Genomic DNA, 22,809 nt, shown 5'->3' on the forward strand with positions numbered 1-22,809 from the left:
CGTCCTGGCATGCTGAAGTAACAGCGCCAGGACAGTCCAGCTGGTACTGGATCCGGGCTGGCCTTACTGGCCTGCCCGCCTGACGGCTTGGTCAATGGCAAGCAAGCAATCTCCTCGTCAGGTGCCCTATCCAGACCGGCCTCCGCCGCCACTCATCGCATAACTACTCAGGAGCTAGGTAAGGAGGGTGGCAAATGCGCTGAATCAAGTCTGTGTTAGTCGTCAGCGCCGCAATCGTCGGCCTCACAGCGGTAGGCACGGTAGCTTCCGCCGTCGAGATTCTTTCCAGGACAGTAGCCGGTCCCACTGCTGCGCCCTCGGCGTTCGAATGGCGGATCATCGGCAACTTCCCGTCCCAAGGTGACTGCGAGACTGCCGGTTTGGTAGTGATATGCGCTCATTCCGGCTGTTTGGCCTTGAGTTCGGTAAGGGCCGTGAACCAGTCCATGCCGATCGCCTGCTGTTGTCGAGCTAGGTCAATCAAATAACCGGAATGCGCCGGAGGCGGGCGGAACCTGTCCCGAATTAAGGAGAGTTACCCGAGCCGGCGTGCGCCCCCACTACCCGATGGTGATGGCCTTCACTGCCGCCCTCTGTCCCGGCTGGGGTATCCGGTGCACGGCATTGATGCCCGGCGCGAACCCGGTGTCGACGGTGCGGCGCCCTGAGTGCACGCCGATGTGCACGGGCGATGCGCCGCCTTCTCGACCGGCATCCGGTGCACATCGAGTGCATCGCATCCTCGGTACCGGTGCGGCGCGCGGCCCGTCGGCCTGTGCACGGGCGGGATATGGGCCCCGCCAGGAGCCCGGTGTCGCCCCCCGCCTCGAAGTCAGGTGCTAAGCGCATTCTTGACCTCCAATGGCCAGTCGTGATGCATTATTTGCATCATCTTCGAGTACCATAGGGCCATGGGATTGAGTCTGGAGGAATCACTCCGACTGACGGTGGCCGCGTTGATGCAGGCAACGGGTGACTCGCAGCGGGCGATCGCTGCGGTGCTCGGGCTGACGCAGACGCAGATCTCGCGCCGGCAGTCCGGGGCCACCTCGTGGACCTTGCGCGACGTAGATGTCCTGGCCGAGCACTACGAGATCGCTGCGCTGGATCTGCTGGCCGGTCCGACCCGGGCGTGCGAGACGCTGCCCGCCGCCCGGCGCCGCACCGCCAACGCCGAGAAGGGAGTGGCCCGGTGAGTGACTTCGACGCGATCGACTCGCTGCTCGCCGCTGTCGGTCCGGAAGCCGAGCTCCCCTCTCCTCAGATCCGCCAGGAGCTGCGGGAGCGGGCCCGGTTGTCCAAGGCGCAGGTGGCCCGGGCGCTGGGGGTGAGCCCGTCCACGGTCGCGGCTTGGGAGTCCGGCCGGGACCCGGCCGGCGAGATCCGCACCAAGTACGCGTACCTGCTGGACGGGCTGGCCGCCAAGTTCGCCACGGGCACCGCCTCGGCGACGCCGTCGGCCGTCGAGCCGGCCGTGGCGCCGACCCCGGCAACTACTGACACTCCTCCAGCTCTTCCGTCTTCCCCGATGCCCGAAGAACCCGAAGAAGACGGTGATGACGACGAGGTGGAGGCCCTCGCTGCGCCCGAGCCGTGTGTCCTGTGCGGGCATCCGGCCGGACAGCGGGTAGCAGGCTTCGTCCAGCACCTGGCCCCGGCCGACTGCCGGCCCGCGACGGCCGGGAACCCGGCGGCTGTGCCCGCCCCGCCCGCCGTGAAGCCCGTGCAGGCCACGAAGCCGACGGCGGCTCGCACATCGCCTACGACGACGCGTCCCCCCGAGCGTTCCCACGGCCCGGCCCGGCGTGCATTCCAGGAGCCGTCCGGTCCCGGAGACTTGATCGGCCAGGCGGTCAAGGCCGCCCTCGCCGAACACCACGGCGACGTCGAAGCGGCGACAGCCGTGCTGCTGAAGAGGGCGATCCCGGACGCGATGCGCCTGCTGGACGAAACCCGCAAGGGCGCCCGCTACGACGTGATCGCCCACCCCTGGATCCCCGACATCCTCAAGAAGCAGACGTCCCGCGGCGCCGACCAGATCTGGGAGGCCCGTCCCAAGTGGACACGCCACGAACTGCCGCCCGGGAAGCACGAGGTGACGGCCCTCGACATCAACGGCGCCTACCTCTCCGCCCTCAAAACCCACCTCCCTCTCGGACAGCTCGAGCACTCCACCGGCCTCCCGCACGACCGCCGCCGCGCCGGCGTCCACCTCATCACCCCGCCCGCCTGGGAGCACGAGGATGTGCTGCCCAACCCGATCGGGAACCGGGACGAACCCGGCCCCCTATGGGTGACCGAGCCGACCCTGCGCCTCCTGCTGCGCCTGTCCGGCCCGAAGTACGGACTGTGCGCGCCGCCGGAGATCCACGAGTCCTACACCTCCGGTGCCACGGAGAACCTCCTGGAGAAGTTCCGTATCGCGCTGAAGGACGCCCGCGACGCCGCTATCGCCGAGGGCGACGAGGTGACGCTGGAGTACGTGAAGGCGATGTACTCCAAATTCGTCTCGACGATGGGGGAGTCGAACTACAACCGGGAGCTGTACCGCCCGGACTGGATGCACATCATCCGCTCCCAGGCGTTCTCCAACCTGTGGCTCAAGGCCCTCAAAGCCCATGACGAGGGACTCACGGTCGTCCGCGCGATGGGCACCGACGAACTCCACGTCATCGGCGACTGGCACCGTGTCTTCCCCGAAGGCCGGGGCGTTACCGAAGTCAAGGTCAAGGACACCTACACCGCCGGAACCGACATTGACGACAGCACGGGGGAGGAACAGGAGTAGTGCCGCAGAAGAACATTGATTTCGGGAAGTTCGGCGCCCGGGGCATCAAGGGCAGTGACGCCGTGGCGCGCAAGCTCGACGAGCTCGCCGGCGGCATCGCCACCCCGGTGACCGTCAGGCGCGGCTGGATAGCGCGCCTGCACTACCTCACCCGTACGGATCATGCGCGCACGGCTGCCCGGAATGCCGGGCTGACGGTGACCGACCGGACACTGAAGGCGTGGCTGGAGGGCAAAAGGGCGCCGTCGAAGGCCAACCTGGAACGCATCGACGCCGCGTACCGGGTGGTGCGGCGTCAGAACGTCGCCCGTCACCTCCTCAAGCGCCTGAACCGCGAGGGACGCGGGACCCGGGTGGAGATCCACCCTCTCGACCAGTCCCAGGTGCCGCGGCCGTTGCAGCGGGTGGTGGAATACCGGTCGCTGAACGTGCGCCGCTGGGACCGCATCGTCGGCGCCTGGGCGACGGGCGACCATCAGGGCCTCGAAGCGGCCTGGGACGACACGATCGTCGACCTGGGCTCGCAGTGGGGCCAGTACGAGTACGTCACCAACGTCGGCTTCGCCGCGTAGAAGGCTCGTGGTGGCGCGCGGGTTCACTCTGGCCGGGAACCGGTGCCGGGTAATCCGATTTGCCCACCACGGCCGGTGGTGGGCTCGGTGTCCGGGCGAGGTGGTGATCACTCGTGTCGGAGCGGATCGGGAACGTGACGCTGGAGCGTTTCGAGGAGCTCGTCGCGAAGGCGAACGAGCTGGTCAAGCAGGTCACTTGGGCCCAGTTCGATCTGGGCGACATCGGGGTAGTGGCGGCGGCGACATCGGCACCGGGTGCCAGCCGCACGGCGTCCACGGTCGCGGTCCACGAAGTCCGGCCGGCCTCCAGCGCGGCGACGACCGAGTAGGGCCAGCCGGGGATCATCAGATGCTGGTCCCTGCCGCGGCCGTAAGTGTGACAGAACAGCCTCTCCGCGCTGCACTCGGCGTCCGGCCGCAGCCAGTTGCTCACGTCGACGGCCAGGACCAGCCGGCCGTCGGCGGCCTTGGGCTGCGGGAGCGCGGCCAGCGTCTGCCGCAGCCGGGTGGCATCGATACGGCCGTGACGGCCTTCGTGTGATCGCGTGCGTCCTTGATCGGAGCACATGATCACGCGAAGGACGCGATTTCGTCTGGTGGTTACTGTTACGAGTGATCAAGTTCGAGACGGCCGTTCAAGGTCGAGAGGCATCACCGCGTGGTGAAGGCTCCGCCGTTGACGTGAATGGTCTGGCCGGTGATGTGCTGGGCGCCCGGGGATGCAAGGAAGTATGCCGTCTCGGCGATGTCCTCGACCGTGCCCGGGCGCTTGTTGTGCGTCTCCTCGACGAGAGAGTTGTGGCGCTCGTCGGTCATCTGGCCGCGGAAGAAGTTGGTGCCGGCGATGTAGCCGGCCGAGATGACGTTGCTGGTGATGCCGCGGGGGCCGAGTTCGCCGGAGAGCGAGGCATTCCAGGCGGCCAGTGCGGCCTTGGCCGCGCCGTAGGAGCCGCCTCGGCGCTCGGCGCCGATCGAGCCGATGCTGATGATTGAGCTGCCGCTGGTGAGCTTGTCCTGGACTGAGGCGGTGGTCAGGACCGCGCCCAGGAGGTTCTCAGCCAGGTTGGCGTGCCACTGGGCCAGCACCGCTTCCAGAGCGGGTACGTCACCAGGTGCCGACTGGGGTAGGCCGCCGGCTGCGTTGACCAGGACATCCAGTTCGCTGAACCGAGCGGCAAGTGCCGCAACCTGCCCGGGGTCGGTCGCATCGCAGGCAACGCCGTGCACGCCCAGCTGCTTGGCGGCCTGTTCGACGGTGTCGGCATGGCGTCCAGTGATGAAGACTTTCTCCTGGTCGGCGGCGAACCGTGTGGCGATGGCGCGGCCGATGCCGCTGGTTCCTCCGGTGATGAGCACGGTGCGGGTCAAGTGGTCCTCCTACTCACTGCTACGTTTAGACCTAAACATATCTGGCGCCGACAAGGGGATCACACCGTGGCTGACAGCACCGCCGCATCAGAGGGACTCCGAACCCCTTATCCCGCCGCCGAGATCGCTGCGGCCTGGCAGCGGGAACGGCCCGGCACCCCGACCGAGTCGATCGAGGTCGTCACGCCCATCTGGTGGCTGGCGAAGCTGTTCGCTGACGATCGCAGCCGGGTATTGCGCGAAGCGGGGATCGACGCGGCCACCCTCGACCTGCTCTCGGTCATCCGCCGCTCCGGGCCGCCCTACACCCTCAGCACCCGTGAAATCGCCCAGCGGACGCTGGTGACCGCCGGAGCGATCTCGCAGCGCGTAGCCCGGGCGGAACGAGACGGCCTTGTCCGGCGAACACCAGGGACCACCGGCCGCCGGACTGTGGAGGTGTCACTGACGACAGACGGCCATGCGCTCATCGAGCGATCCGTCGATGCCGTCCTCGGCCGCGAGGCTGCACTCGTCATCGATTTGACGGCGCACGAACGCAACTCACTCATCAAGTTGCTGGAGAAACTGATGACCGGCGTCCGACGACGCACGGGCACGTCGCAGCCTTAACCAGGCGGCCTGTGACGCCATAGACCTTAAAGAACAAGCTTAGCCGGCGGCGGGCTGGTTGCCCTGGCCGAAACGCGCGACGTCGGCGGGGGCGAGGTCGGCGCGCAGGCGGATCCAACTCACCGGGTGCCGCCACCTTCCGCGGCCGACCGCGGCATCGGCGCTGATCTCGGCGACCAGTTCGGGCGAGGCCAGGGCGTCGGCCAGCGTCTCCCGGCTGCCCCATGAGGCGGTGAAGCGCCGTCCTGTCCAGGGGTGTCCGGGCGGTGGGCGTGAGGGCGTCGGCGAGGACGCGCGACTGCACGGTGCTGAGCGTGGTCGTGCGGCCGACGTAGAGCAGCCGCCCGTCGCCGTCGAGGCGGCCGAGGAGCACGGTTCTGCGGACGGGCGAGGGAAGGGGAGACGCCGCCCACGATCGCCTCCGTCGTCGAGCGCACCCACTGGTAGAGGGCCGGTATCCGAGACGTGCACAATTCCCGGTTCCGAGCCCCGGGACGTAGGCGCTGCACCTGCTGCAACAACCGTTCCCAGGTACCGTCCGCCGACCACAGTCGATGACGCTCATGCACCGTCTTCCACGGCCCGAACCGCTCCGGGAGATCACGCCACTGCACCCCGGTTCGCACCCGGTGCAGAGTCCCGTTGATCACCTGCCGGTCGGACCACAAACCTCAACGGTCCGATCATCTGACCGGTTACGCTGCCGGTGGCTAGCGTCAGCACGCCCCGGTTGGCGAAGGCATGGTTCCCCCGGTCAGCAAGGCCGAGGCTTCCTTCACACCGGGGTGCAGCGGATACCGTCGGAGAAGACTTCGATGAGGGCGGGGCCTGCCCCCAGCCAGGTGGAGTCCGGCCGGATCCGGTAGCGCCCCGCCGTGGCATGGTGGCGGATGACTCCGGCGATGAGTGCTTCCAGGGCGCCGAGGTAGTCGACGGCACCGGGCACGAGGGCAGTTGGGGACTTCATGATGTTCTCCCGGCGGCGCAGGAAACTTTCTCGCAGGTCGAGGATGCGAGCGCAGAGACGGTCGGCTGCGTGCTGCAGGGGTTCTTCGTGTTCCGCCATGAAGAGAGGGATCGGGTTGTCCGCGTCGTCCTTGTTCAGGAACTCCGCCCCATAGGTGATGATGTCGTTGGTCAGGATGGACTGCAGTACCGCGTCGTACGCGGCAGACCGCATCTGGGGATCGGCGAGTGGTTCGGTTGCGTCCAGCCCGGCGCAGAAGGCGGTGATGGGAAGGGTGACCGGCCCGCCGGCGTTCTCGTACCGGTCGTCCTCGTCGAAGGCGGCCGGCCGTTTGGCTGTGAAGGTCACTATCCAGCGGATCCAGTCCTGCCGCATGCGCTGGGCTGCCTGGAGCGGCGTGCAGCTCATCACGCGGTCCCACAGGTCGGCGTGGGACAGCGCCCACCGGTCCGAGACCCGCTCTCGCTCGCCCGCAACCGAGGCGATGTACTGGCCTGCCCAGTGCCTGACGCCGTCCGGGCTCAGGACGTCGGCGTGCTGTCCGGAGGCGACGTCGTCCGCGAAGAACGCGAACGCGTTGAGGGCCGCCATGGCGTGGACACGGTCCTCCCGGGCATCGGGCCACGTCCAGATGGTGAGCCACTCGTTGCCCTCCTGGGCGAACCGCTCCGCCCGCTCGGCTGGGACGACATCAGCTACCGCCTCCTTCACCCAGGCTGAGACGAAGTCACTGATGCTCTGGGCCAGCCGGTGCGGGCGTGGCGGTGCGATGCCGGCGACCAGGTCAGGGACGCGGTAGGAGAAGATCGGCTGCATGGGTGGGCCTCCTGGGCCGAAGGTGGCGCCGGTCAGGCATGTCGGGACGGCCGGACACAAACTGCGGAGGGACAGCTCGTGGTCTGCGCTCCCCTTCCTGCGGGTATGGCGGCGGCTGTCAGCGATCCCGGCAGGTGATCACCTGGGCCAGCGCCGCGAGATCTGCGGCCCCTTGCGGCACAGGGCGGACCGCTGTCAGATGGCCCAAGGCTCTAGTGGTGTGCCGCTGTGCTTCCGTAAGCGCCCAGGAGCGGCCGCCCGCTTCGTCCACCAGGCGGGCGGCCCGCTCCACTTCCGCCGGCGACAAGGGGGTGTCGCGGCAGTAGAGGTGAGCCAGTTCCCGCCCGGGTGCCCCGTCGGTGGCCAGCGCCGCCGTGACAGGCAGGGTCTTCTTCCGTGCGGCCAGGTCCGACCGGGCGGGCTTGCCGGTGTACTGGCCATCGCCCCAGATCCCCAGCACGTCGTCCACCAGCTGGAAGGCCATGCCGAGATGGGTGCCGAACGCCCGCAGATGGTCCCTGCGGTCCGCTGCCGCACCGGCTGCCAGGGCGCCCAGGCCGCAGGCAGCGGCGAACAGGGCCCCGGTCTTGGCGGACGCCATCGCCTCGCATTCGGCGACCAGTACAGTGGGGCGGTCCTCCAGCACCGTGTCGGTGTACTCGCCGTCGATCAGCTCCTGCACTGCACCGGTCAGCTGCCCCACTCCCGCGCCGCCAAGGGGCGGAGGGGCCTCGAGGAGGACCTGGACGGCCAGGAAGAACAGGGCGTCCCCGGCCAGGATCCCGGCCGGCACTCCGAAGGACGCCCACAGTGCGGGACGGCCCCGGCGCATGTGGTCGCCGTCGATGATGTCGTCGTGCAGCAGCGAAGCGTTGTGCACCAGCTCCACCGCCACCGCCGCAGGCAGCGCCGCGGAAGGCTCCCCGCCGACCGCCTGGCACGACAGGAGTGCCAGTGCCGGCCGCAGGCCCTTGCCCTGCGGGCCCGCCTGAGGGGTGCCGTCCATGTCCCGCCAGCCGAAATGGCATCCGGCCAGATGCCGGATCCGGTCCGGCAGTCGTTCCACCGCCGTCCGCAGCGACGGAGTCACCAGCGCACCGGCCCATTCGAGGATTTCACCCGCGCGTCTCTCCGGAGCCACAGGTATCTCGGCAGACCCGTCCATCCAGGCCTCCCGTCCGCAAAGCACCGTCAACCGCCCTCCGCCCGGAGGTAGGCGCTCCCTTGAACATGCTCCGCGCGCACCAGTGCAGCAATCCCCGCAGAGCAGGCGCTTTGGCGTACTCGGAAGCACAGGTGCATGCCTTGGCTCATCACGTGCTCCGGCGCACCCCCAGTCAGCCCCGCTGTGGGCCCCAGCCTGCGCTCTCCGAGCGTCAGACATCGACGGCCAGGACCAGGCGCCCGTCGGCGGCTTTGGGCTGCGGCAGCACCGCGAGCGCACCACGTAGCCCGGCTGCGTCGATACGGCCCTGGTTGAGTGCGTCGTACAACGCGCCGTGCCCCCGCCGGTGCTCGGCCAGCAGCGTTATTGATCTTTAAAGAGTGGTGTCGGAGGGGCTGACGGACCTTGATCCCTGCGGTACGCCGTCCCCGTGAGGTATGCCCAAGGTGGCGGCCTGACCGCCGAACGGAGAGCATTCCGGGAAGGTCTGCGGATGCGGGCGGCCGATCTGTTTGGGCAGGGGCGGTCCAGCGCGGAGATTGCGAAAGAGCTGCGGATCAGCGAGCGTTCGGTTCAGCGGTGGCGCAAGGCATGGGCCGACGGCGGTCCCCGTGCACTGCGGTCGAAGGGTCCGGCGGCTCTGCCGCGTCTGAGCGACGAGTTGTTCGCCGTCCTGGAGCAGGAGCTGGCCAGGGGTCCGGCCGCGCATGGGTGGCCGGACCAGAAGTGGACACTGGAGCGGATCAGGTCGGTGATCGGGCGCCGCTTCCACAAGAGCTACACCGTCCAGGGCGTGTACTACCTGCTCAGACGGCACGGGTGGAGCTGCCGGATGCCTGCGCGGCGGGCGGTGGAACATGACGAGGATGCGGTTGCGGGCTGGGTGAAGGGGACCTGGCCGCAGGCGGAATGACCGCGGCGGCGCTCGGGGCCTGGCTGGTGTTCGAAGACGAAGCCGGGATCTCGATGACGCCGCCGAAAGCCCGCACCTGGTCCCGGCGCGGGATCACCCCGGTCATCCGTGTCCGGGGCAGGTCCCGTAGACGCATCTCCATTGCAGCCCTCGCCTGTTACCGGCCCGGCCATCGCAGCCGGCTGATCTACCGGGCCCGCTACGACGACGGTGACCGGCGCCGGCGCAAGAGCTTCGCCTGGACCGACTACCGCGACCTGCTGACCGCCGCCCACCAGCAGCTCGGCGGACCGATCGTCCTGATCTGGGACAACCTCAACACCCATCTGCCCGTAGGCATACGGAAGTTCACTGCCGAACGGGACTGGCTTCATGTCTACCAGCTGCCGCCCTACGCACCCGACCTCAACCCGGTCGAGGGCATCTGGTCCCTCCTGCGGCGCGGCCCACTGGCCAACACCGCCTTCACCAACCCCGACCACCTCGCCCGGACCCTCCGGACAGGCTTACGCGCTATCCAGTACCGCAGCGACCTCATCGATGGCTGCCTCACCGGCACCGGACTGACCCGAAACACGACCTGACCGCCACGACATCAGCCTTTAAAGATCAGTAGGTGTTGTTAAGCCCTCGTTTTCGGGAGCATCACACTAGCGGGCGTTGGCTGGTCTTTATGTGGCAAGGCGGGAATCGGCAACGGGGTCGGATTTTAGAGCAATCAGCCTGGCGCGAAATGCCGGGAGGGGGGCTCTTTTGTGCACGCCGCTGCTGGAGTCGGTGCTTCCGCTGCACTTCGTGCGCCGTTCGTGTGGCCTTGTCGCCCGTAGATGTGCCGGGTTGAGTTATTAGTTCGATGTGCCGTCTGGCAGACACTGGTTCTCGGGCGGCGGCAGGCGCGTACACGCTGTGCTTTGGCCCATGAGCTGTGATCCGGCCTCTGCTGTGGGTGGGTCGGTGGACAGGCGTGTCCCGGTGCCTTGCCGGGGCCCACTCCTTGCGGCGTGTGGGTGGGGAGAGCCGAATGGTTTCGATAGCAGCGGTGATTTCAGGCCTTGGGGCGAGTCTGCCCGAGCGTGTGGTCTCGAATGAGGATCTGGCTGCCTCCCTGGACACTTCCGACGCATGGATCCGGTCGCGTACGGGGATCGTGCGGCGGCGGATGGTCGAGCCGGGTACGAGTACGGGAGATCTGGCGGTGGCCGCGGGCCGGGCCGCACTGTCGTCGGCCGGGTCGAGCGCTGACTTTGTACTGCTGGCGACGACACCGGACCAGCCGTGTCCGGCGACCGCGCCACAAGTGGCGCACCGTCTCGGGCTGGAGGGGGTGCCGGTGCTGGATGTGTCGGCGGTGTGCTCGGGGTTCGGCTACGCCCTGGCCTTGGCCCGGGCTCTTGTGGCCTCCGGGGCCTGCAGCCGACCGCTGGTGATCGGTGCCGAGACCTACACGTCGATCGTCAACCAGCTCGACCGGGACACCGCCGTGATCTTCGGCGATGGCGCCGGGGCGGTCCTGCTGCATGAGGGAGACAGCACCGAGCCGGGGGCGATCCATGCACTCGACTTGGGCAGCGACGGTGCGGGCAGCGGTCTGATCGAGATCGCTGCGGGAGGTTCTCGCTGCCCCCGCACCGGTGGTGCACTGTCATGCGAACAGCGGTACTTCCGGATGCGAGGCCGTGAAGTCTATGGGCAGGCGGTGCGGCGGATGGCCACATCCGTGCGCACAGTGCTGGCCCGGGCCGGCTGGTCCAACCAGTCGATCCGGGCCTTCATCGGCCACCAGGCCAACCAGCGCATCCTTGACGCGGTGAGCGACCGCCTCGGCGTCGAGACCAACTACCGGTTCGGGAACATCGCCGAGGTCGGCAACACCGCGGCGGCCTCCATTCCGCTGGCGATGGCCGACACTACGGCACGCCGCCTCGTCCGGCCCGGCGCGCGCACCATCCTCATGGCCTTCGGCGGCGGGCTGACCTGGGGATCAGTCGCTCTCAGCTGGCCGGACGCACTCCCCGTGCACCTGCCCCCGCAACATCCGCCCGCCCGCCAGAACATCCCCGCGCCGCCCGACGGAACGGTGCCCGGCACAAGGAGCACGCCGCTATGACGACCGCCCACGAGTACCTCGTGCCTCTGCTCACCGACAAGTTCGAGATCTCACCGGCCAGCGCGAAGGGGGATGCCACGCTCGCCGAGATCGGCCTGGACTCCCTGGCCGCCGCGGAACTGCACAGATCGATGGCAAGACCATTACCACGACCCACATCGACCTCGACATCCACGAGCAACAGCACCCGTGAACACATCGCAGCAACTCCTCGAACACGATGACAACGCCGACCCTGCAGGCAGGTCCGGTACCTGACGAAGCAGCGAGGCCGAGCCCGCCCAGGCCAGAACTGGAGAACCACCATGCATACCCATCCCACCTTCCGGCTCGACGGCACCCACGCCCTGGTGACCGGAGCCTCCCGAGGAATCGGCCGCGCCATCGCCCTGGCGCTGGCAGAGGCCGGGGCCGACGTGGCGATCACTGCCCGCAACACCACGGCCCTTGACGCCCTGGCCGAGGACATCGCCGCTCAAGGGCACCGCGCGCTTGCGCTGACCTGCGACGCGACCAACCTCGACCAGATCACCGCCTGCGTGCAGGATGCTCTCACCGGACTCGGCCACATCGATATCCTGGTCAACGCCGCCGGCGTCATCCCCAGCTTCGGCCCCTTCCTCGACCTTCCCGAGGACGACTGGAACACCATCCTGGAGACCAACTTCCTCTCCACCGTACGTTTTTGCCGACTGGTCGGCCCCCACCTGCTGGAACGCGGCAGGGGCTCGGTCATCAACATGTCCTCCGTCGCCGGGGTCCGAGGAGTACCGTCGCTGTCCCACTACGCCGCAACCAAGGCAGCGCTCATCTCACTGTCGCGTTCCCTGGCCGCAGAATGGGCCCAGGGGGGAGTCCGGGTCAACGCCGTGTGCCCCGGCTGGACCAGGACGAAGATGACAGCCCAGGTCTCCGGCAACACAGAGCTCTCCGGCATCCTGACCCAGGCGGTGCCCGCCCAACGCTGGGGCGAAGTCGACGACCTCGTCGGCACCGCGATCTACCTGGCCTCCGATGCCTCACGCTTCGTCACAGGACAGACTCTGACCGTGGATGGCGGGCTCACTGCCTACGAAGGAGGCCCCGGCATGCTCGGCATGACCACGTTCGGCCGCGTCCAGAACACCACATGATCACGACGAACCACCTCGCCCGCCACCTGTGCGGAGACAGCGAGCAAGGAACGACAAGACCAACGTTTCATAGGTGTTCGCCTGCGCAGCCAGGAGATGAGCCTGCGCGGCATCGCCAAGCGGTTCGTCATCACCACCAGCACGAAGAAGGGACAGCGCCCCTCGCCCGCGACCGTCATGCGGATGCTGCGCGAACACGACGAACGGGTAACCGCAGCAGCCGCCGCCGTCCTCTACCGGGCCCGCTGCGAGGACTGCGACGCCAAGTACCCCGGCCACTGGCGACTCGTCCCCGGCCAACAGCGCACCTTCTGACCTTCGGCGAATCCCATAGCGTTCCTTACCTTCTTGGACGGGTCCCATCCCGGTCATTCGTAGGATCGGGAGGCCCATCGGACACGCCCTAGTGCTCGATTCCGCTTTGGCGGGGTAGTTGCAGGGGTGTGGGGGTGCTGGTTCGGGCTTCTCGGGGGCGACCGGCTGGGGTGCCACCAGAAGACGGTGCGCAAGTGGCTGCACCGGTTCAACGCCCAGGGAATGGACGGGCTTGGGCACCGTCCGGGATGCGGCCGCAAGCGGCGGGTCACCGAGGACGAACGCTCACGCATCATCGAGCTGGTCCGCTGCGATCCACCGGGCCGCCTGGTCCGGGAGCCGTGGGGTGACCTGGCAGCCGAGGAGGAGTCGGCCCCCGGCGAGTGGACTCGGGACACTCTCACCGAGGCTGCCCGGCGTCAGGGCATCGACATCCAAAGGTCGCAGGTCCGCAGGATCCTGCTGGCCGAGGGCGTGCGCTGGCGCCGTACCCGGTCCTGGATCACCAGCCGTGATCCGGAGTTCTCCCCAAAAGGACGCGGATTGTCGGCCTGCACACGGACCCGCCGGAGGGCGCCACGGTGATCTGCGCGGACGAGCTCGGCCCGGTGATCCCGCACACGTTCCCGCCCGCCCCGGGCTGGTCACCGGACGGCCACCGCATCAAGGCCGAGCTGGACTACGCCCGCCGGCCGGAGAAGACCTGAGTCTACGGCGGCCTCCGACCCGCCGACGGCCACGAGATCGCTATGACCGCCGGCTCCCGGAACAGCGCCAACTACCAGCAGTTCCTCCGGCTCCTGGAAGAGGCCAACCCCACCGGGGACATCATGGTCGTCACCGACAACCTGTCCTCCCACAACAGCAAGGCCACCCGCGATTGGCTGGAGGACCATCCGCGGATCCACCACGTGTTCATCCCGGTCGGCGCGTGCTGGCTCAACCTCCAGGAAGGCTGGTGGCGCCTCCTTCCGCAAGACCGCCCTGGCCGGCCAGTCCTTCGCCGACCCCGACGAGATCGACCACGCCACCAAAGTCGCAACCGCCCAGCTCAACGCACGCGCCAAACCCTGGATCCGGGGCCGCCCCGCACCGCCAACGCGCCGGCTCCGACGACGTTTTGAGTACCGCCTTTGAGGAATCGAGCACTAAGAAGACGGGAGGTTCCGGTGCGGAGCCGCAGGGTCGACCGACGCGGCCCGCATGGCCTGTGCAATCGCCGTCTGCCGCGGTGTCAGTGGGTGGCGGGCGTGGGCGAGGAGTCCTTCGGCGATGGCGTGGGCACGGTGCTGACCGAAGCTGAGGCGCTGCATGCCGGGGCGATCATCGGCCGGCTCCCAGGCGACGGCGACGCCGGGTGCGAGCCGTTGGGCGAGGAGGGAGGTGCTCGTGCCGAGCCCTTCGACGTCGGAGACGGCGGTCGCCACCTCGTCGGCGACGGTGCGGTGGGCGGCCGTGAGGTACAGGACGAGGGCGTCGCGCCGGGGATAGTGCTGCGGGGCGGAGAGCACCTTCGCCTGGTAGGGCAGGGCCTGCCGTTCCAGAACCCGCAGGGCGGCCGTCCACGTGGCGACAGCGGCGTCGGGGTGCCGCAGATGGACGTACAGCCGGAGGACCGGTTCCTGCGGCGCTCCTCGCCCCTGCGAGCCGTGTGCGAAGAAGAAGCCGGGGGACAGGGCAGGCCGTGCTGCATCGTGCGCGGCCAGATCGCGCGGGCCTGCGGCCATCAGGCGCTCCTCCGGCAGTCGGACGCGGATTCCGTCGAGCTCCACCAGCACGGTCCCGTCCGCCGGCCGACGCTCCAGGAGGCGTACGGGGCTGACCGTGCGCCGGTGCGGCATGCCGGCACGGAATCGGAGTTCGAGGTCCGGGTCGCGCCGAGTACGGAGGCCGGGGTTCTCGTCCCTCGGTGGAGCACCGGTGTGCAGGGTGCGGTAGAGGGCGGAGGCCAGCTTGCTCCGCAGGTCTTCGGGGCTCTGTGCGCTCACGTCCTCCTGTCCGACCCGTGCGCGCAGCGTGGGGAGGTCGAGGCGGACGTCGGCCAGGGCGTCGGCCAGTTCGCCGGGCAGGAGAGGGGCTGCTGCCGGTGATGTCATGAGGTTTCCGTGAGGCCGAGGACGGCGGTGGTGTGGTGCGGTGCGGTCAGGATGCGGCGGCCGATGCCGACGGCGGCCAGTCCGGTGGCCGGAAGGCGGGCCTGTTCGCCGGCATGGGCCAGGACACGGTCGAGCAGGTGCCAGCCGGCGAACCCGCAGGCGCGTGCGGCGAGGAGGGGGTCCGGTTCCGGGCGGCGGCTCTTGTCCGCGTCCCGGTATCCGTGCCAGAAGGCTGTGGCGAGCGGCCGCAGCCGCTGCCACTCACGGGTGCCCGCGGCCGCGATGTCGTGCGGGGAGACGGGCCCGGATGCGGATGACGTGTCGTCATGTGCAGCGGGGATACGGGTCACGGCGGTCCACAGCAGCTCTCCGACGACACTGCCGATGTCCCGCGCCGGGTCGGCGCAGCGGAACTCCTCCCAGTCCACCAGGGCGGGCGTTCCGCCGTGCACGAGCACCTGGTCGAGCCGCAGATCGCAGTGGGACGGGCGCCCGGGCGCCTGCTGCTCGCTCTCTCGCAACCGGTGCAGGCTGTCGATGAGTTCGGTGTCACGCTGGAGCAGTCTCCACAGCTCCAGCTCACCCTGAGTGGCCATGAGATATCCCTGCTCGGGCAGTGCGTCGAGGAGGTGGAGCGGGGGCAGCAGCGGTGGCGGGGTCTCCTCGGCGGTGTCCGGCCGCGGAGGCAGCATGTGCACGGCTGCCACGGTCCGGCCGAGCGCCTGCGAAAGGGCCTCGTCCCAGGCATGGTCGGCCAGCAGTTCGGCGCCGGAGCGCGCGTCCAGGCAGGCATGGACCAGAAACCGTCCGGGCTCGCTGTGCCCGAGCAGGGGCGGCGAGCACAGCTGCGGTTCCCGGGCCTGTGAGACGGTGTCCTCGAAGGCGAGGGCCCGGCGGAAGCGTTGCAGGCTGTCCTCGGCAGGCCCCTGGAGCTGTTTGACGAAGACATGCCTGCCGGACCGGGTGGGCCCGGACCAGCTCGCGTTCCGCCCCGGACGGGCCCGGATGCTTCCGGGGACGAACTCCCCGAGGCCGAGTCGGACCAGCAGCGCGTCGGCCTGCGGAGCGCCGTCGGGAGCCGGATCAAGGACGGAAGTGTGCACGGGGTTCCTCCCGGGGCCGCAAGGGTTGTGGGCCCACCGCAACCGGAGGGCCCACAAGGGGAATCGCTCGGCTTCTACGCGCGAGGCGTCAGCCGCACTGCACGGAGCAGCAGAAGGTGGTGGTCAGCGGGTTACCGCTGGCCATGTCCTGTGCTGCCCAGGCGTCCGCCGCGAATTCCTCGGCGTCCACGTGGAAGGAGAAGCCGGACATCAGGTCCTCGGTGCTCATAACGAGCCTGCCTTTCATGTGAGTTGCAGAAAGTGAAGCGCCCGGACCCCGGCATGTCGGCCGGATCCCGGCGGAGGCGGCCTGCCGCGCTCCTGCAACGAGCACATCAACCCGGTGAGCTACCTGCTACGGCCGATAGTTGACTGCCGGCCCCTCCATCGGAGACACCTTCGCCATCAGCATGGCAGGGCATCAACTTCCGTCCGACAGGCGTCCATTCCCTCTCCCGGCAAGGTGGACCTGTGAACTCCGATCAGACGAGCCAGACACGCACCCGCGCCCGCAGTGTCGTCCAGGACGTGGCCGAGCGCCTGGCCGACCCCCGCTACGTCGCCGAACACACCACCCCCGTCCCTCCGGGCCTGATGGGCACTCTCCTCGCCGGCGGCCACGCGGGAGTGGCTCTGCTCTTTGCGGAACTGTCGCACGACGACGGACGGCTGAGGCAGGCGGCCGACGCCCACCTGGCCGCCTGCGCCCGCGGCATGAAGGGTTCGGCGGCCCGGGTGGGCCTGTTCAGCGGACTCGCAGGCCTTGGTTTCGCCTGCGACGCCGTGGCCACCGGTGGAGGCGGCACCGAACACGCCGTCCTGCGTGACAAGGTCCGCGCAGCCGTGGATCCGACGGCCCTGCGGCTGAGCGCGACCGTCCGCGACCGCCTGCGCGGTGCAGGCGGTCTCCAGATGCTCGACTACGACCTGCTCTACGGGCTCACCGGGGTGGGCACGTACCTCCTCGTCGAATCCATATCCAAATCCGGCGCTGCCGACGACACCGTCCTCCGCTCCGTCCTCGACACCCTGCAGCACTTCGACGGCACCCGCGACGTCGACGGCATCCCCGTCCCCGCCTGGACCGTGGGCCGGAGAACGCCCGCATCCCCGCACGGCTATGTGAGCCTGGGCCTCGCCCACGGCGTGGCCGGCCCGCTGGCCCTGATGTCCACCGCACTTCTCCACGGTGTGCAGCACTCAGGACTGAACCGGGCCGTGGAGGGGCTGGCCGAATGGTGCCTCACCCAGCTCAGGGACGACGGCCAGGGCCGCCCTGCCTGGCCCCGCCTGCTCGAGATCGACGCCACGGGGCGGGCGGCCCCCACCGCCCCGGCAACCCTGCTGGGCTGGTGCTACGGCAGCGCCAGCGTCGCCGCCGCCCTCCACCGGGCAGCCCGGGCCCTCGGCCGCGACGACTGGGCCGACCGCGCCCGGGCCGTACTCCTCGACGCCTTCCGCAACACCAACGACCTCGCACGCGTGACGGAACCCCACCTGTGCCACGGCTGGTCCGGACTCCTCCAGATCGTCCTGCGCACCGGCACCCCGGGCAGCCCGGACCCCGAACTATCCACCCTGGCCACCACTCTCGCCGAACGCCTCCTGGACCAGTACGACCCTGCCGCCCCTTTCGGCTTCCGCACCGACCTCGGCCTCCCCCACGGCCGCCAGGACGAACCCGGCTTTCTCCTCGGCGCAGCGGGCAACGCCCTGGCTCTGCACACTTACGCAACCGGCCGCCCGCCGGCCAGCGGTTGGGACATGGCGCTCCTCCTCGCAGCACCGGCCTGAGGAGCGGTCGCCGGTGGTACCGGGGCGCTGCTGCCTTGCCGCCGTGGATCACTTCTCGCGCTCGTGGACGGCGTTGCGCACGGCGGTTCCCGTACTCACGGACCAGGGCGGCCCAGCGACACGGACATCCAAGCGGTCACCCACACCTGGCAAGCAGCCGGCGCATGGACCCCACCCAAGACCACCAAGCTGGCGAAAGTCGGGTGCCGGCGATGGAGCCGACCCACAGACTCGCGGATACCCCCGCAGGGGTGAGGTGGTCATCTGTAGAGGCTCTGCCGCGGTAGATCCGGCATTTACTGCGGCAGAGCCTTGGCGCTGCGATCGGTTGCTGCTGCGCGCGGGGTCACGTCCCCTGTAGTGGTGTCACTTCTGAAGCGGACGGCGGCCACCATGCCGGTGTAGGCGTCGGAGACCACGAGCTGCACACGGTCCAGGCCGCGCTCACGCAGCGGGCGCAGAAACCCTGTCCAGTACGCCTTGGACTCGCTGTCGCCGACGGCGACGCCGAGGATCTCGCGTTGTCCGGTGGCCGAGATGCCCGTGGCGATCACCACCGCCTGGCAGGCGATCCGATGGTCCACCCTGGCCTTGCAGTAGATGGCGTCGAGGAAGACGTAGGGGAAGACGGTGTGGTCCAGCGGGCGCTTGCGGAACGCGTCCAGTTCACTGTCCAGGCCCGAACGGATCCGGGATACCTCGGACTTGGATGGCCGTGACGTTGTTCAGTGGCCCCGGCATATTGACTTCAGGCGGCCCCGGTTGGTGAAGATTGTGTGTGACGGGGACGTCGTGACTGGGGCCGTCACACCGTGCAGCGATACGCCCGCGCCGAGCACTGGCACCAAGTCTCCCCGGGACGCCACCGCCGCGGCAGCAGCCTGGACGTCCACCACGCTTACCTGAGCCGGCGCGTTGCCGAGATCCGGGCCCGCGTCTCGCTGGTCGCCCTCCATCGTGAACTGGCCGAACGAGGGTGGCACGGCAGCTGCTCCACGCTGCGCGCCTGGGCCGTCCAGCGCCTTCCTCACCCACGCCAAACCCCGCAGCCGCCCCCGGCGCCGCCGAGTATCCGGCAGGTCACAGGCTGGCTCACCCGACGGCCGTCCTCGCTGACCGAGGACGAGCACCAGCAGCTCAAGGCGGTCCTGGAGCACTGTCCCGAGCTGGCCACTACACACCAACTCGTCCGCGACTTCGGCGACATGCCCACCCAGCAGACTGGCCTGCTCCTGCCCGCCTGGATCGACGAGGCCATCACGGCAGACCTGCCCGGCCTGGCGGGCTTCGCCCGCGGCCTCGCAAACGACCTCGACGCCGTGACCGCCGGACTCACGCTCCGCTGGAGCTCGGGCATCACGGAGGGCGCCGTGAACAGAATCAAGAAGATCAAGAGGCAACTATTCGGTCGAGCGGAGTTCGATCTGCTCAGGAAGATGATCCTGCTTCAGCGACCGACCGTGACGGCTCCCCGTGATCGCTGACAGAGCCCACTTCGCCCCGTCACCACCCCTCATACAACCGCGCAACCCGGCCTCCCGGGGCCGCTTGTAGTCGACATGACGGAGCCGCTGAACAACGTCACGGCCATGGCGCACGCCCAGCCCGGGCTTCCGGTCGGTGAGGTGAAGACCGGACACGAGCCTCTGGACTTCGAACTCGCCATTCCGGCTCATCGACGCCTCCGGCGACCTGCTGGTCGCCTCCTGGACCCGGACCCGAACACCCCCGCCGGCGGCGCCGGCGGATTCCCGGACGACTGACTGCCTCGTGTGAACCGGCAGCGCTCGTGCGGTCGGGGCCAGCAGCGTGCGTGCGCCCCCCGAACGGCTGATCTCGTACCGCCCGCGGATAAGGGTGGGCGTGCGGGGCAGCCTTCAGCAAGAGCTGACCGGATTTCGCCGGACGGGAGGAGGCGCCGCCGTGACCTCAGGACCCACCCGGGCCAGCTGGCTGGATGCCGTACGGTTGTCCGTCCTCGGACTGCTCCCCACCCTCGCCCAAGGGGTGGTGATCCGCCGGCCCCTCGTGGTCGGGCTGGCGGCCGCGCTGGACACCAACGCCTGGGGCTGCCGGGTCCTGGACGACTTGCGCGAACGTCGCGGTCCGGGGCCCGTGCTCGTGACCTTTCCCGGCAGAAAGGGGCTTGTCCTCCTCTCGGCCGACGACGCCCGCCGCGTGCTGGACGAGACCGGCATCTCGTTCACGACCGCCAACCGCGAGAAGACAGCCGCCCTGTCCCACTTCGAGCCGGACGGTGTGCTGATCACCCAGGGTGCCGCCAGGGCGGAGCGGCGCCGGTTCAACGAGACCGTGCTGGAGCATCACGCGGCCGAGCCGTGGTTCCACGAGGCCTGCCGTGCAGCGGTCCGGGAGGAAGCAGGGCCCCTGACTCCCGGGCACGAGCTCACCTGGAAGCGGTTCCACGCCGCCTATCAGCGCATCGTGCGCAGGATCGTCTTCGGTGACGCCGCCCGTGACGACGAGCGCTTAACCGAGCTGCGGGACAAGCTCCGCGGCGACGGCAACTGGTTCATGCTGCACCGCAAACGCCACCGCCTGCGAGCGGAGTTGTTTGCCCGCGCCCAGCGCTACATCGACCTGGCCGAGCCGGGCGGCCTGGCCCGCGCGGTGCGCGCCACTGCCGCCACGGCCGACGTCAAGCCGGTGGCCCAGGTACAGCACTGGTTCTTCGCCTTCGATGCCGCCCCCATCGCCGCCTACCTCACGCTCGGCCTCCTCGCCTGTCACCCGGAACAGGCGGCCCGGGCCCGCGCCGACGACGCATACCTGCGGGCCTGCGTGCTGGAGTCCCAGCGATTGTGGCCCACGACCGTGGCCATCGTGCGCGACACCACCGCCGAGACGCACTGGCCGGGCGGCTGGGTGCTGCCTGCGGGCACGGCGGTGATCATCCCCTGCTCGTACTTCCACCGCGACGCCCGGCGTCTCTCCTACGCCGACCGCTTCGAGCCCGAGGTGTGGCTCGACGGGCGGGCCGAGGCGGAGTGGTCGATCGCGCCGTTCAGCCGGGGGCCCGCCGGCTGCCCCGGCAGGGACATCGTCCTGCTCACCAGTGCCACGTTGCTCGCCGAACTGCTCGACCGCGACTGGCTGGTGACGTCGGCGCACCGGCTCGGCCCCGGACGGCTTCTGCCCCGCACCGCCGACCACACTTCGCTGCGGCTCAGGGCAGTCACCCCTCCGAGTGATGGATTCAGCGAACGTCCAGGATTTAACTAGAAATATCGTCCCGTCCGTCGCCCGTCGCCCGTCGCCCAGCCGACGGGAGGGCGTCAGGGAGCCGGCCCTCTTCACGCACCTGATGCCGCACGCGCGCCCGGAAGGAGTGCGACACATGGCTCGTTCCCCGTCGGGACAACGACACGACAGACCGGCCGCCGCCCCGCCCGTCCTGTGGTACCCGGACGACCGTCCGGCCGGCTTCGCCCCGGCGGATATCCAGAGCGCGGCGGCCAGTATCAGGGAAACCCTTCACCTCGTGGCCGCCCCCGACGGCACGGGCATCGGCGTCGCCCTCGGCGGCTCCATGTCCCTGACGGTCCCCGGCCGACGGGGACTGCCCCTGGTGGGCACCCTGCCGCCGCTGTACCCGGAGTGGCTCGGGGACCGTTCCTTCGGCGAGGCGCACGGCGCCCGCTTCCCCTATGTCGCCGGGGAGATGGCGGGCGGCATCGCGACCGTGGCCATGGTCTCCGCCATGGCCCGGGCGGGCATGCTCGGTTTCTTCGGCGCCGCCGGGCTGGATCCGGAGCGCGTCGAACGGGCGACGGCCGAGCTGGCCGTCGGCCTCGGGGGGAGACCGAACTGGGGCGTCAACCTCATCCATTCCCCGGGGGAGCCCGCGTTGGAGGACCGGATCGCCGGGATCGTCCTGCGCCACCGCGTGCCCGCCGTCTCCGCCTCCGCGTTCATGTCGCTCACCCCAGCGGTGATCAGGATCGCCGCCCACGGACTGCGCCGAGGGGCACAGGGGCGCATTCTGCGCGGCACACGGCTGTTCGCCAAGGTGTCCCGGCCGGAGGTCGCGGGACTCTTCATGGCTCCCGCCCCCGGTGCGCTGCTGCGCGCTCTCGTGGACCGGGGGCAGCTGACCGGGTCCGAGGCCGAACTGGCCGCCCGGGTGCCGGTCGCGGAGGACGTCACCGTCGAGGCGGACAGCGGCGGGCACACCGACAACAGGCCGCTCACGGTCCTGCTGCCGGCCATGCTGGCCCTGCGGGACGAACTCACCGCCGCCCACGGCTACGACCGCGGCATCAGGATAGGGGCGGCGGGCGGCCTGGGCACGCCCACGGCCGTGGCCGGCGCCTTCGCCCTGGGCGCCGCGTACGTCCTCACCGGTTCCGTCAACCAGGCCACCTGCGAAGCGGGCCTCTCGGACGACGCGAAGGAGATGCTGGCCCGGGCCGACATGACCGACGTGACCATGGCGCCGGCGGCCGACATGTTCGAGCTCGGCGTGAAGCTCCAAGTGCTGCGCAGAGGAACGCTCTTCGCCGCCCGGGCCACCCGGCTCTACGAGCTCTACCGCGACCACGAGAGCTGGGAGGACATCCCGCCCCGGCAGCGGGACCGCGTCGAACAGGAGGTCCTGCAAACGTCGTTCGGCACGGTCTGGGCCGAAACCCTGCGCTTCTGGCAGCAGCGGGATCCGGCCCAGGTCCGGCGAGCCGAGCGGGACCCCCGGCACCGGATGGCGCTGGTCTTCCGCTGGTACCTGGGGATGTCGAGCCGCTGGGCGGTGGCGGGGCACACCGAGCGCCGGGCGGACTACCAGATCTGGTGCGGCCCCGCCATGGGCGCCTTCAACCGCTGGGCGGCGGACAGCTTCCTCGCCGAGCCGTCTCGCCGAGACGTGGTCCAGATCGCTCTGAACCTCCTGGAGGGTGCCGCCGTCGTCACACGGGCCCACCAACTGCGCAGCCACGGCGTCGCCGTGCCCGCCACCGCCTTCGCCTTCCGGCCCCGGCGGCTCGCCTAGCCCACCCCCGCAGCGCCGGACCGGCAGGCGCCCGATCGACAACCCGTCCACGTCC

24 protein-coding genes and 4 pseudogenes are annotated in these 22,809 nt (G+C 69.6%); 18 read left to right on the plus strand and 10 right to left on the minus strand.

What is annotated here, in order from left to right:
- The first annotated feature begins 911 nt into the window (after positions 1 to 911).
- From HG542_RS21760 to HG542_RS21775, 4 genes are all read left to right on the plus strand, one after another.
- Positions 912 to 1,196, plus strand: coding sequence for a helix-turn-helix domain-containing protein (locus HG542_RS21760; protein ID WP_171083997.1), 285 nt, complete (start codon positions 912 to 914; stop codon positions 1,194 to 1,196).
- Positions 1,193 to 2,788 (plus strand): helix-turn-helix domain-containing protein, encoded by a 1,596-nt coding sequence (locus HG542_RS21765; RefSeq protein WP_171083999.1) that lies wholly within the window; start codon positions 1,193 to 1,195, stop codon positions 2,786 to 2,788. Before HG542_RS21760 ends, HG542_RS21765 begins: the two co-directional genes overlap by 4 nt.
- Positions 2,788 to 3,360 carry a transcriptional regulator gene (locus HG542_RS21770; protein ID WP_171084001.1) on the plus strand — a complete coding sequence of 191 codons (573 nt, stop codon included), beginning with the start codon at positions 2,788 to 2,790 and terminating at the stop codon, positions 3,358 to 3,360. Before HG542_RS21765 ends, HG542_RS21770 begins: the two co-directional genes overlap by 1 nt.
- A 113-nt stretch (positions 3,361 to 3,473) precedes the next feature.
- On the plus strand, positions 3,474 to 3,689 hold the full coding sequence (locus HG542_RS21775; RefSeq protein ID WP_171083888.1) for a hypothetical protein: 216 nt from the start codon (positions 3,474 to 3,476) through the stop codon (positions 3,687 to 3,689).
- Here HG542_RS21775 and HG542_RS21780 read toward each other — a convergent pair.
- Together HG542_RS21780 and HG542_RS21785 are read right to left on the minus strand one after the other, a co-directional pair.
- Positions 3,590 to 3,904, minus strand: a pseudogene (locus HG542_RS21780) (transposase); the annotation flags it as partial. The gene HG542_RS21775 and the pseudogene HG542_RS21780 sit on opposite strands and share 100 nt — an antisense overlap.
- Positions 3,905 to 4,011: 107 nt before the next feature.
- The gene (locus HG542_RS21785) at positions 4,012 to 4,728 is read right to left on the minus strand and encodes an SDR family NAD(P)-dependent oxidoreductase (protein ID WP_171084003.1); all 717 of its coding nucleotides are present in this window, start codon (positions 4,726 to 4,728) and stop codon (positions 4,012 to 4,014) included.
- A 66-nt stretch (positions 4,729 to 4,794) separates the two neighbouring features.
- Here HG542_RS21785 and HG542_RS21790 point away from each other — a divergent pair, with 66 nt between their 5' ends.
- Positions 4,795 to 5,340 (plus strand): MarR family winged helix-turn-helix transcriptional regulator, encoded by a 546-nt coding sequence (locus HG542_RS21790; RefSeq protein WP_171084005.1) that lies wholly within the window; start codon positions 4,795 to 4,797, stop codon positions 5,338 to 5,340.
- 503 nt (positions 5,341 to 5,843) lie between these two features.
- On the opposite strand, the pseudogene HG542_RS21795 reads toward HG542_RS21790, so the two are convergent.
- From HG542_RS21795 to HG542_RS21810, 4 genes and pseudogenes are all read right to left on the minus strand, one after another.
- Positions 5,844 to 6,005 (minus strand): annotated as a pseudogene (locus HG542_RS21795) (transposase); the annotation flags it as partial.
- A gap of 110 nt (positions 6,006 to 6,115) precedes the next feature.
- A complete protein-coding gene (locus HG542_RS21800; RefSeq protein ID WP_171084007.1) occupies positions 6,116 to 7,123 on the minus strand; it encodes a terpene synthase family protein in 1,008 nt (335 codons plus the stop codon).
- A 118-nt stretch (positions 7,124 to 7,241) separates the two neighbouring features.
- Entirely contained in the window at positions 7,242 to 8,288 is a 1,047-nt protein-coding gene (locus HG542_RS21805) for a polyprenyl synthetase family protein (RefSeq protein ID WP_171084008.1), read from the minus strand.
- Positions 8,289 to 8,502: 214 nt separating this feature from the next.
- A pseudogene (locus HG542_RS21810) lies at positions 8,503 to 8,655 on the minus strand (transposase); the annotation flags it as partial.
- A gap of 63 nt (positions 8,656 to 8,718) precedes the next feature.
- Between HG542_RS21810 and HG542_RS36300 the strand changes: the two are divergent.
- The 8 genes from HG542_RS36300 (at position 8,719) to HG542_RS35335 (ending at position 13,880) form a co-directional block, all read left to right on the plus strand.
- Positions 8,719 to 9,785, plus strand: a protein-coding gene (locus tag HG542_RS36300; RefSeq protein ID WP_438816702.1) for an IS630 family transposase whose coding sequence is annotated in 2 segments (ribosomal slippage) — positions 8,719 to 9,165 and positions 9,168 to 9,785 — 1,065 coding nt in all. Because the reading frame shifts where the segments join, the coding sequence is not laid out codon by codon here.
- 437 nt (positions 9,786 to 10,222) lie between these two features.
- The gene (locus HG542_RS21825; protein WP_171084015.1) at positions 10,223 to 11,308 is read left to right on the plus strand and encodes a beta-ketoacyl-ACP synthase 3; all 1,086 of its coding nucleotides are present in this window, start codon (positions 10,223 to 10,225) and stop codon (positions 11,306 to 11,308) included.
- On the plus strand, positions 11,305 to 11,532 hold the full coding sequence (locus HG542_RS21830) for an acyl carrier protein (RefSeq protein WP_171084017.1): 228 nt from the start codon (positions 11,305 to 11,307) through the stop codon (positions 11,530 to 11,532). Before HG542_RS21825 ends, HG542_RS21830 begins: the two co-directional genes overlap by 4 nt.
- 81 nt (positions 11,533 to 11,613) lie before the next feature.
- Positions 11,614 to 12,441: an SDR family NAD(P)-dependent oxidoreductase gene (locus tag HG542_RS21835; RefSeq protein WP_171084019.1), complete on the plus strand. Its 828-nt coding sequence runs from the start codon at positions 11,614 to 11,616 to the stop codon at positions 12,439 to 12,441.
- A gap of 96 nt (positions 12,442 to 12,537) precedes the next feature.
- Positions 12,538 to 12,756, plus strand: coding sequence for a hypothetical protein (locus HG542_RS34410; protein WP_176606817.1), 219 nt, complete (start codon positions 12,538 to 12,540; stop codon positions 12,754 to 12,756).
- A gap of 126 nt (positions 12,757 to 12,882) precedes the next feature.
- Positions 12,883 to 13,341: a helix-turn-helix domain-containing protein gene (locus tag HG542_RS21845; protein ID WP_171084021.1), complete on the plus strand. Its 459-nt coding sequence runs from the start codon at positions 12,883 to 12,885 to the stop codon at positions 13,339 to 13,341.
- On the plus strand, positions 13,338 to 13,463 hold the full coding sequence (locus HG542_RS35330) for a hypothetical protein (protein ID WP_255316062.1): 126 nt from the start codon (positions 13,338 to 13,340) through the stop codon (positions 13,461 to 13,463). Before HG542_RS21845 ends, HG542_RS35330 begins: the two co-directional genes overlap by 4 nt.
- Positions 13,464 to 13,505: 42 nt before the next feature.
- Entirely contained in the window at positions 13,506 to 13,880 is a 375-nt protein-coding gene (locus HG542_RS35335; RefSeq protein WP_229922783.1) for a transposase, read from the plus strand.
- A gap of 24 nt (positions 13,881 to 13,904) precedes the next feature.
- Here HG542_RS35335 and HG542_RS21855 read toward each other — a convergent pair whose 3' ends face one another.
- The 3 genes from HG542_RS21855 to HG542_RS21865 all read right to left on the minus strand — a co-directional run bounded on the left by HG542_RS21855 (position 13,905) and on the right by HG542_RS21865 (position 16,184).
- Entirely contained in the window at positions 13,905 to 14,852 is a 948-nt protein-coding gene (locus tag HG542_RS21855) for a T3SS effector HopA1 family protein (protein ID WP_171084023.1), read from the minus strand.
- Complete coding sequence (gene lxmK, locus HG542_RS21860; protein WP_171084025.1) at positions 14,849 to 15,955, minus strand: class V lanthionine synthetase subunit LxmK; 1,107 nt, start codon at positions 15,953 to 15,955, stop codon at positions 14,849 to 14,851. The genes HG542_RS21855 and lxmK overlap by 4 nt, the downstream gene beginning before the upstream one ends.
- Before the next feature lie 88 nt (positions 15,956 to 16,043).
- On the minus strand, positions 16,044 to 16,184 hold the full coding sequence (locus HG542_RS21865; RefSeq protein WP_171084027.1) for a hypothetical protein: 141 nt from the start codon (positions 16,182 to 16,184) through the stop codon (positions 16,044 to 16,046).
- A gap of 242 nt (positions 16,185 to 16,426) precedes the next feature.
- Between HG542_RS21865 and HG542_RS21870 the strand changes: the two genes are divergently transcribed.
- Positions 16,427 to 17,749 carry a lanthionine synthetase C family protein gene (locus HG542_RS21870; protein WP_171084029.1) on the plus strand — a complete coding sequence of 441 codons (1,323 nt, stop codon included), beginning with the start codon at positions 16,427 to 16,429 and terminating at the stop codon, positions 17,747 to 17,749.
- A gap of 380 nt (positions 17,750 to 18,129) precedes the next feature.
- Here HG542_RS21870 and HG542_RS21875 read toward each other — a convergent pair.
- Positions 18,130 to 18,459: pseudogene (locus HG542_RS21875) on the minus strand (transposase); the annotation flags it as partial.
- 102 nt (positions 18,460 to 18,561) lie between these two features.
- Between HG542_RS21875 and HG542_RS21880 the strand changes: the two are divergent.
- The 4 genes from HG542_RS21880 (at position 18,562) to HG542_RS21895 (ending at position 22,754) form a co-directional block, all read left to right on the plus strand.
- A complete protein-coding gene (locus HG542_RS21880) occupies positions 18,562 to 19,233 on the plus strand; it encodes a transposase (protein ID WP_171084031.1) in 672 nt (223 codons plus the stop codon).
- A 75-nt stretch (positions 19,234 to 19,308) separates the two neighbouring features.
- The gene (locus HG542_RS21885) at positions 19,309 to 19,512 is read left to right on the plus strand and encodes a hypothetical protein (protein WP_171084033.1); all 204 of its coding nucleotides are present in this window, start codon (positions 19,309 to 19,311) and stop codon (positions 19,510 to 19,512) included.
- 160 nt (positions 19,513 to 19,672) lie between these two features.
- Complete coding sequence (locus HG542_RS35980; protein WP_218039069.1) at positions 19,673 to 20,992, plus strand: cytochrome P450; 1,320 nt, start codon at positions 19,673 to 19,675, stop codon at positions 20,990 to 20,992.
- A gap of 115 nt (positions 20,993 to 21,107) precedes the next feature.
- Positions 21,108 to 22,754, plus strand: a complete 1,647-nt coding sequence (locus HG542_RS21895) for a PfaD family polyunsaturated fatty acid/polyketide biosynthesis protein (RefSeq protein ID WP_171084035.1) — start codon at positions 21,108 to 21,110, stop codon at positions 22,752 to 22,754.
- Positions 22,755 to 22,809 lie beyond the last annotated feature (55 nt).

It is taken from the genome of Streptomyces morookaense, from assembly GCF_013030945.1.
GTDB lineage: Bacteria > Actinomycetota > Actinomycetes > Streptomycetales > Streptomycetaceae > Streptomyces > Streptomyces morookaensis.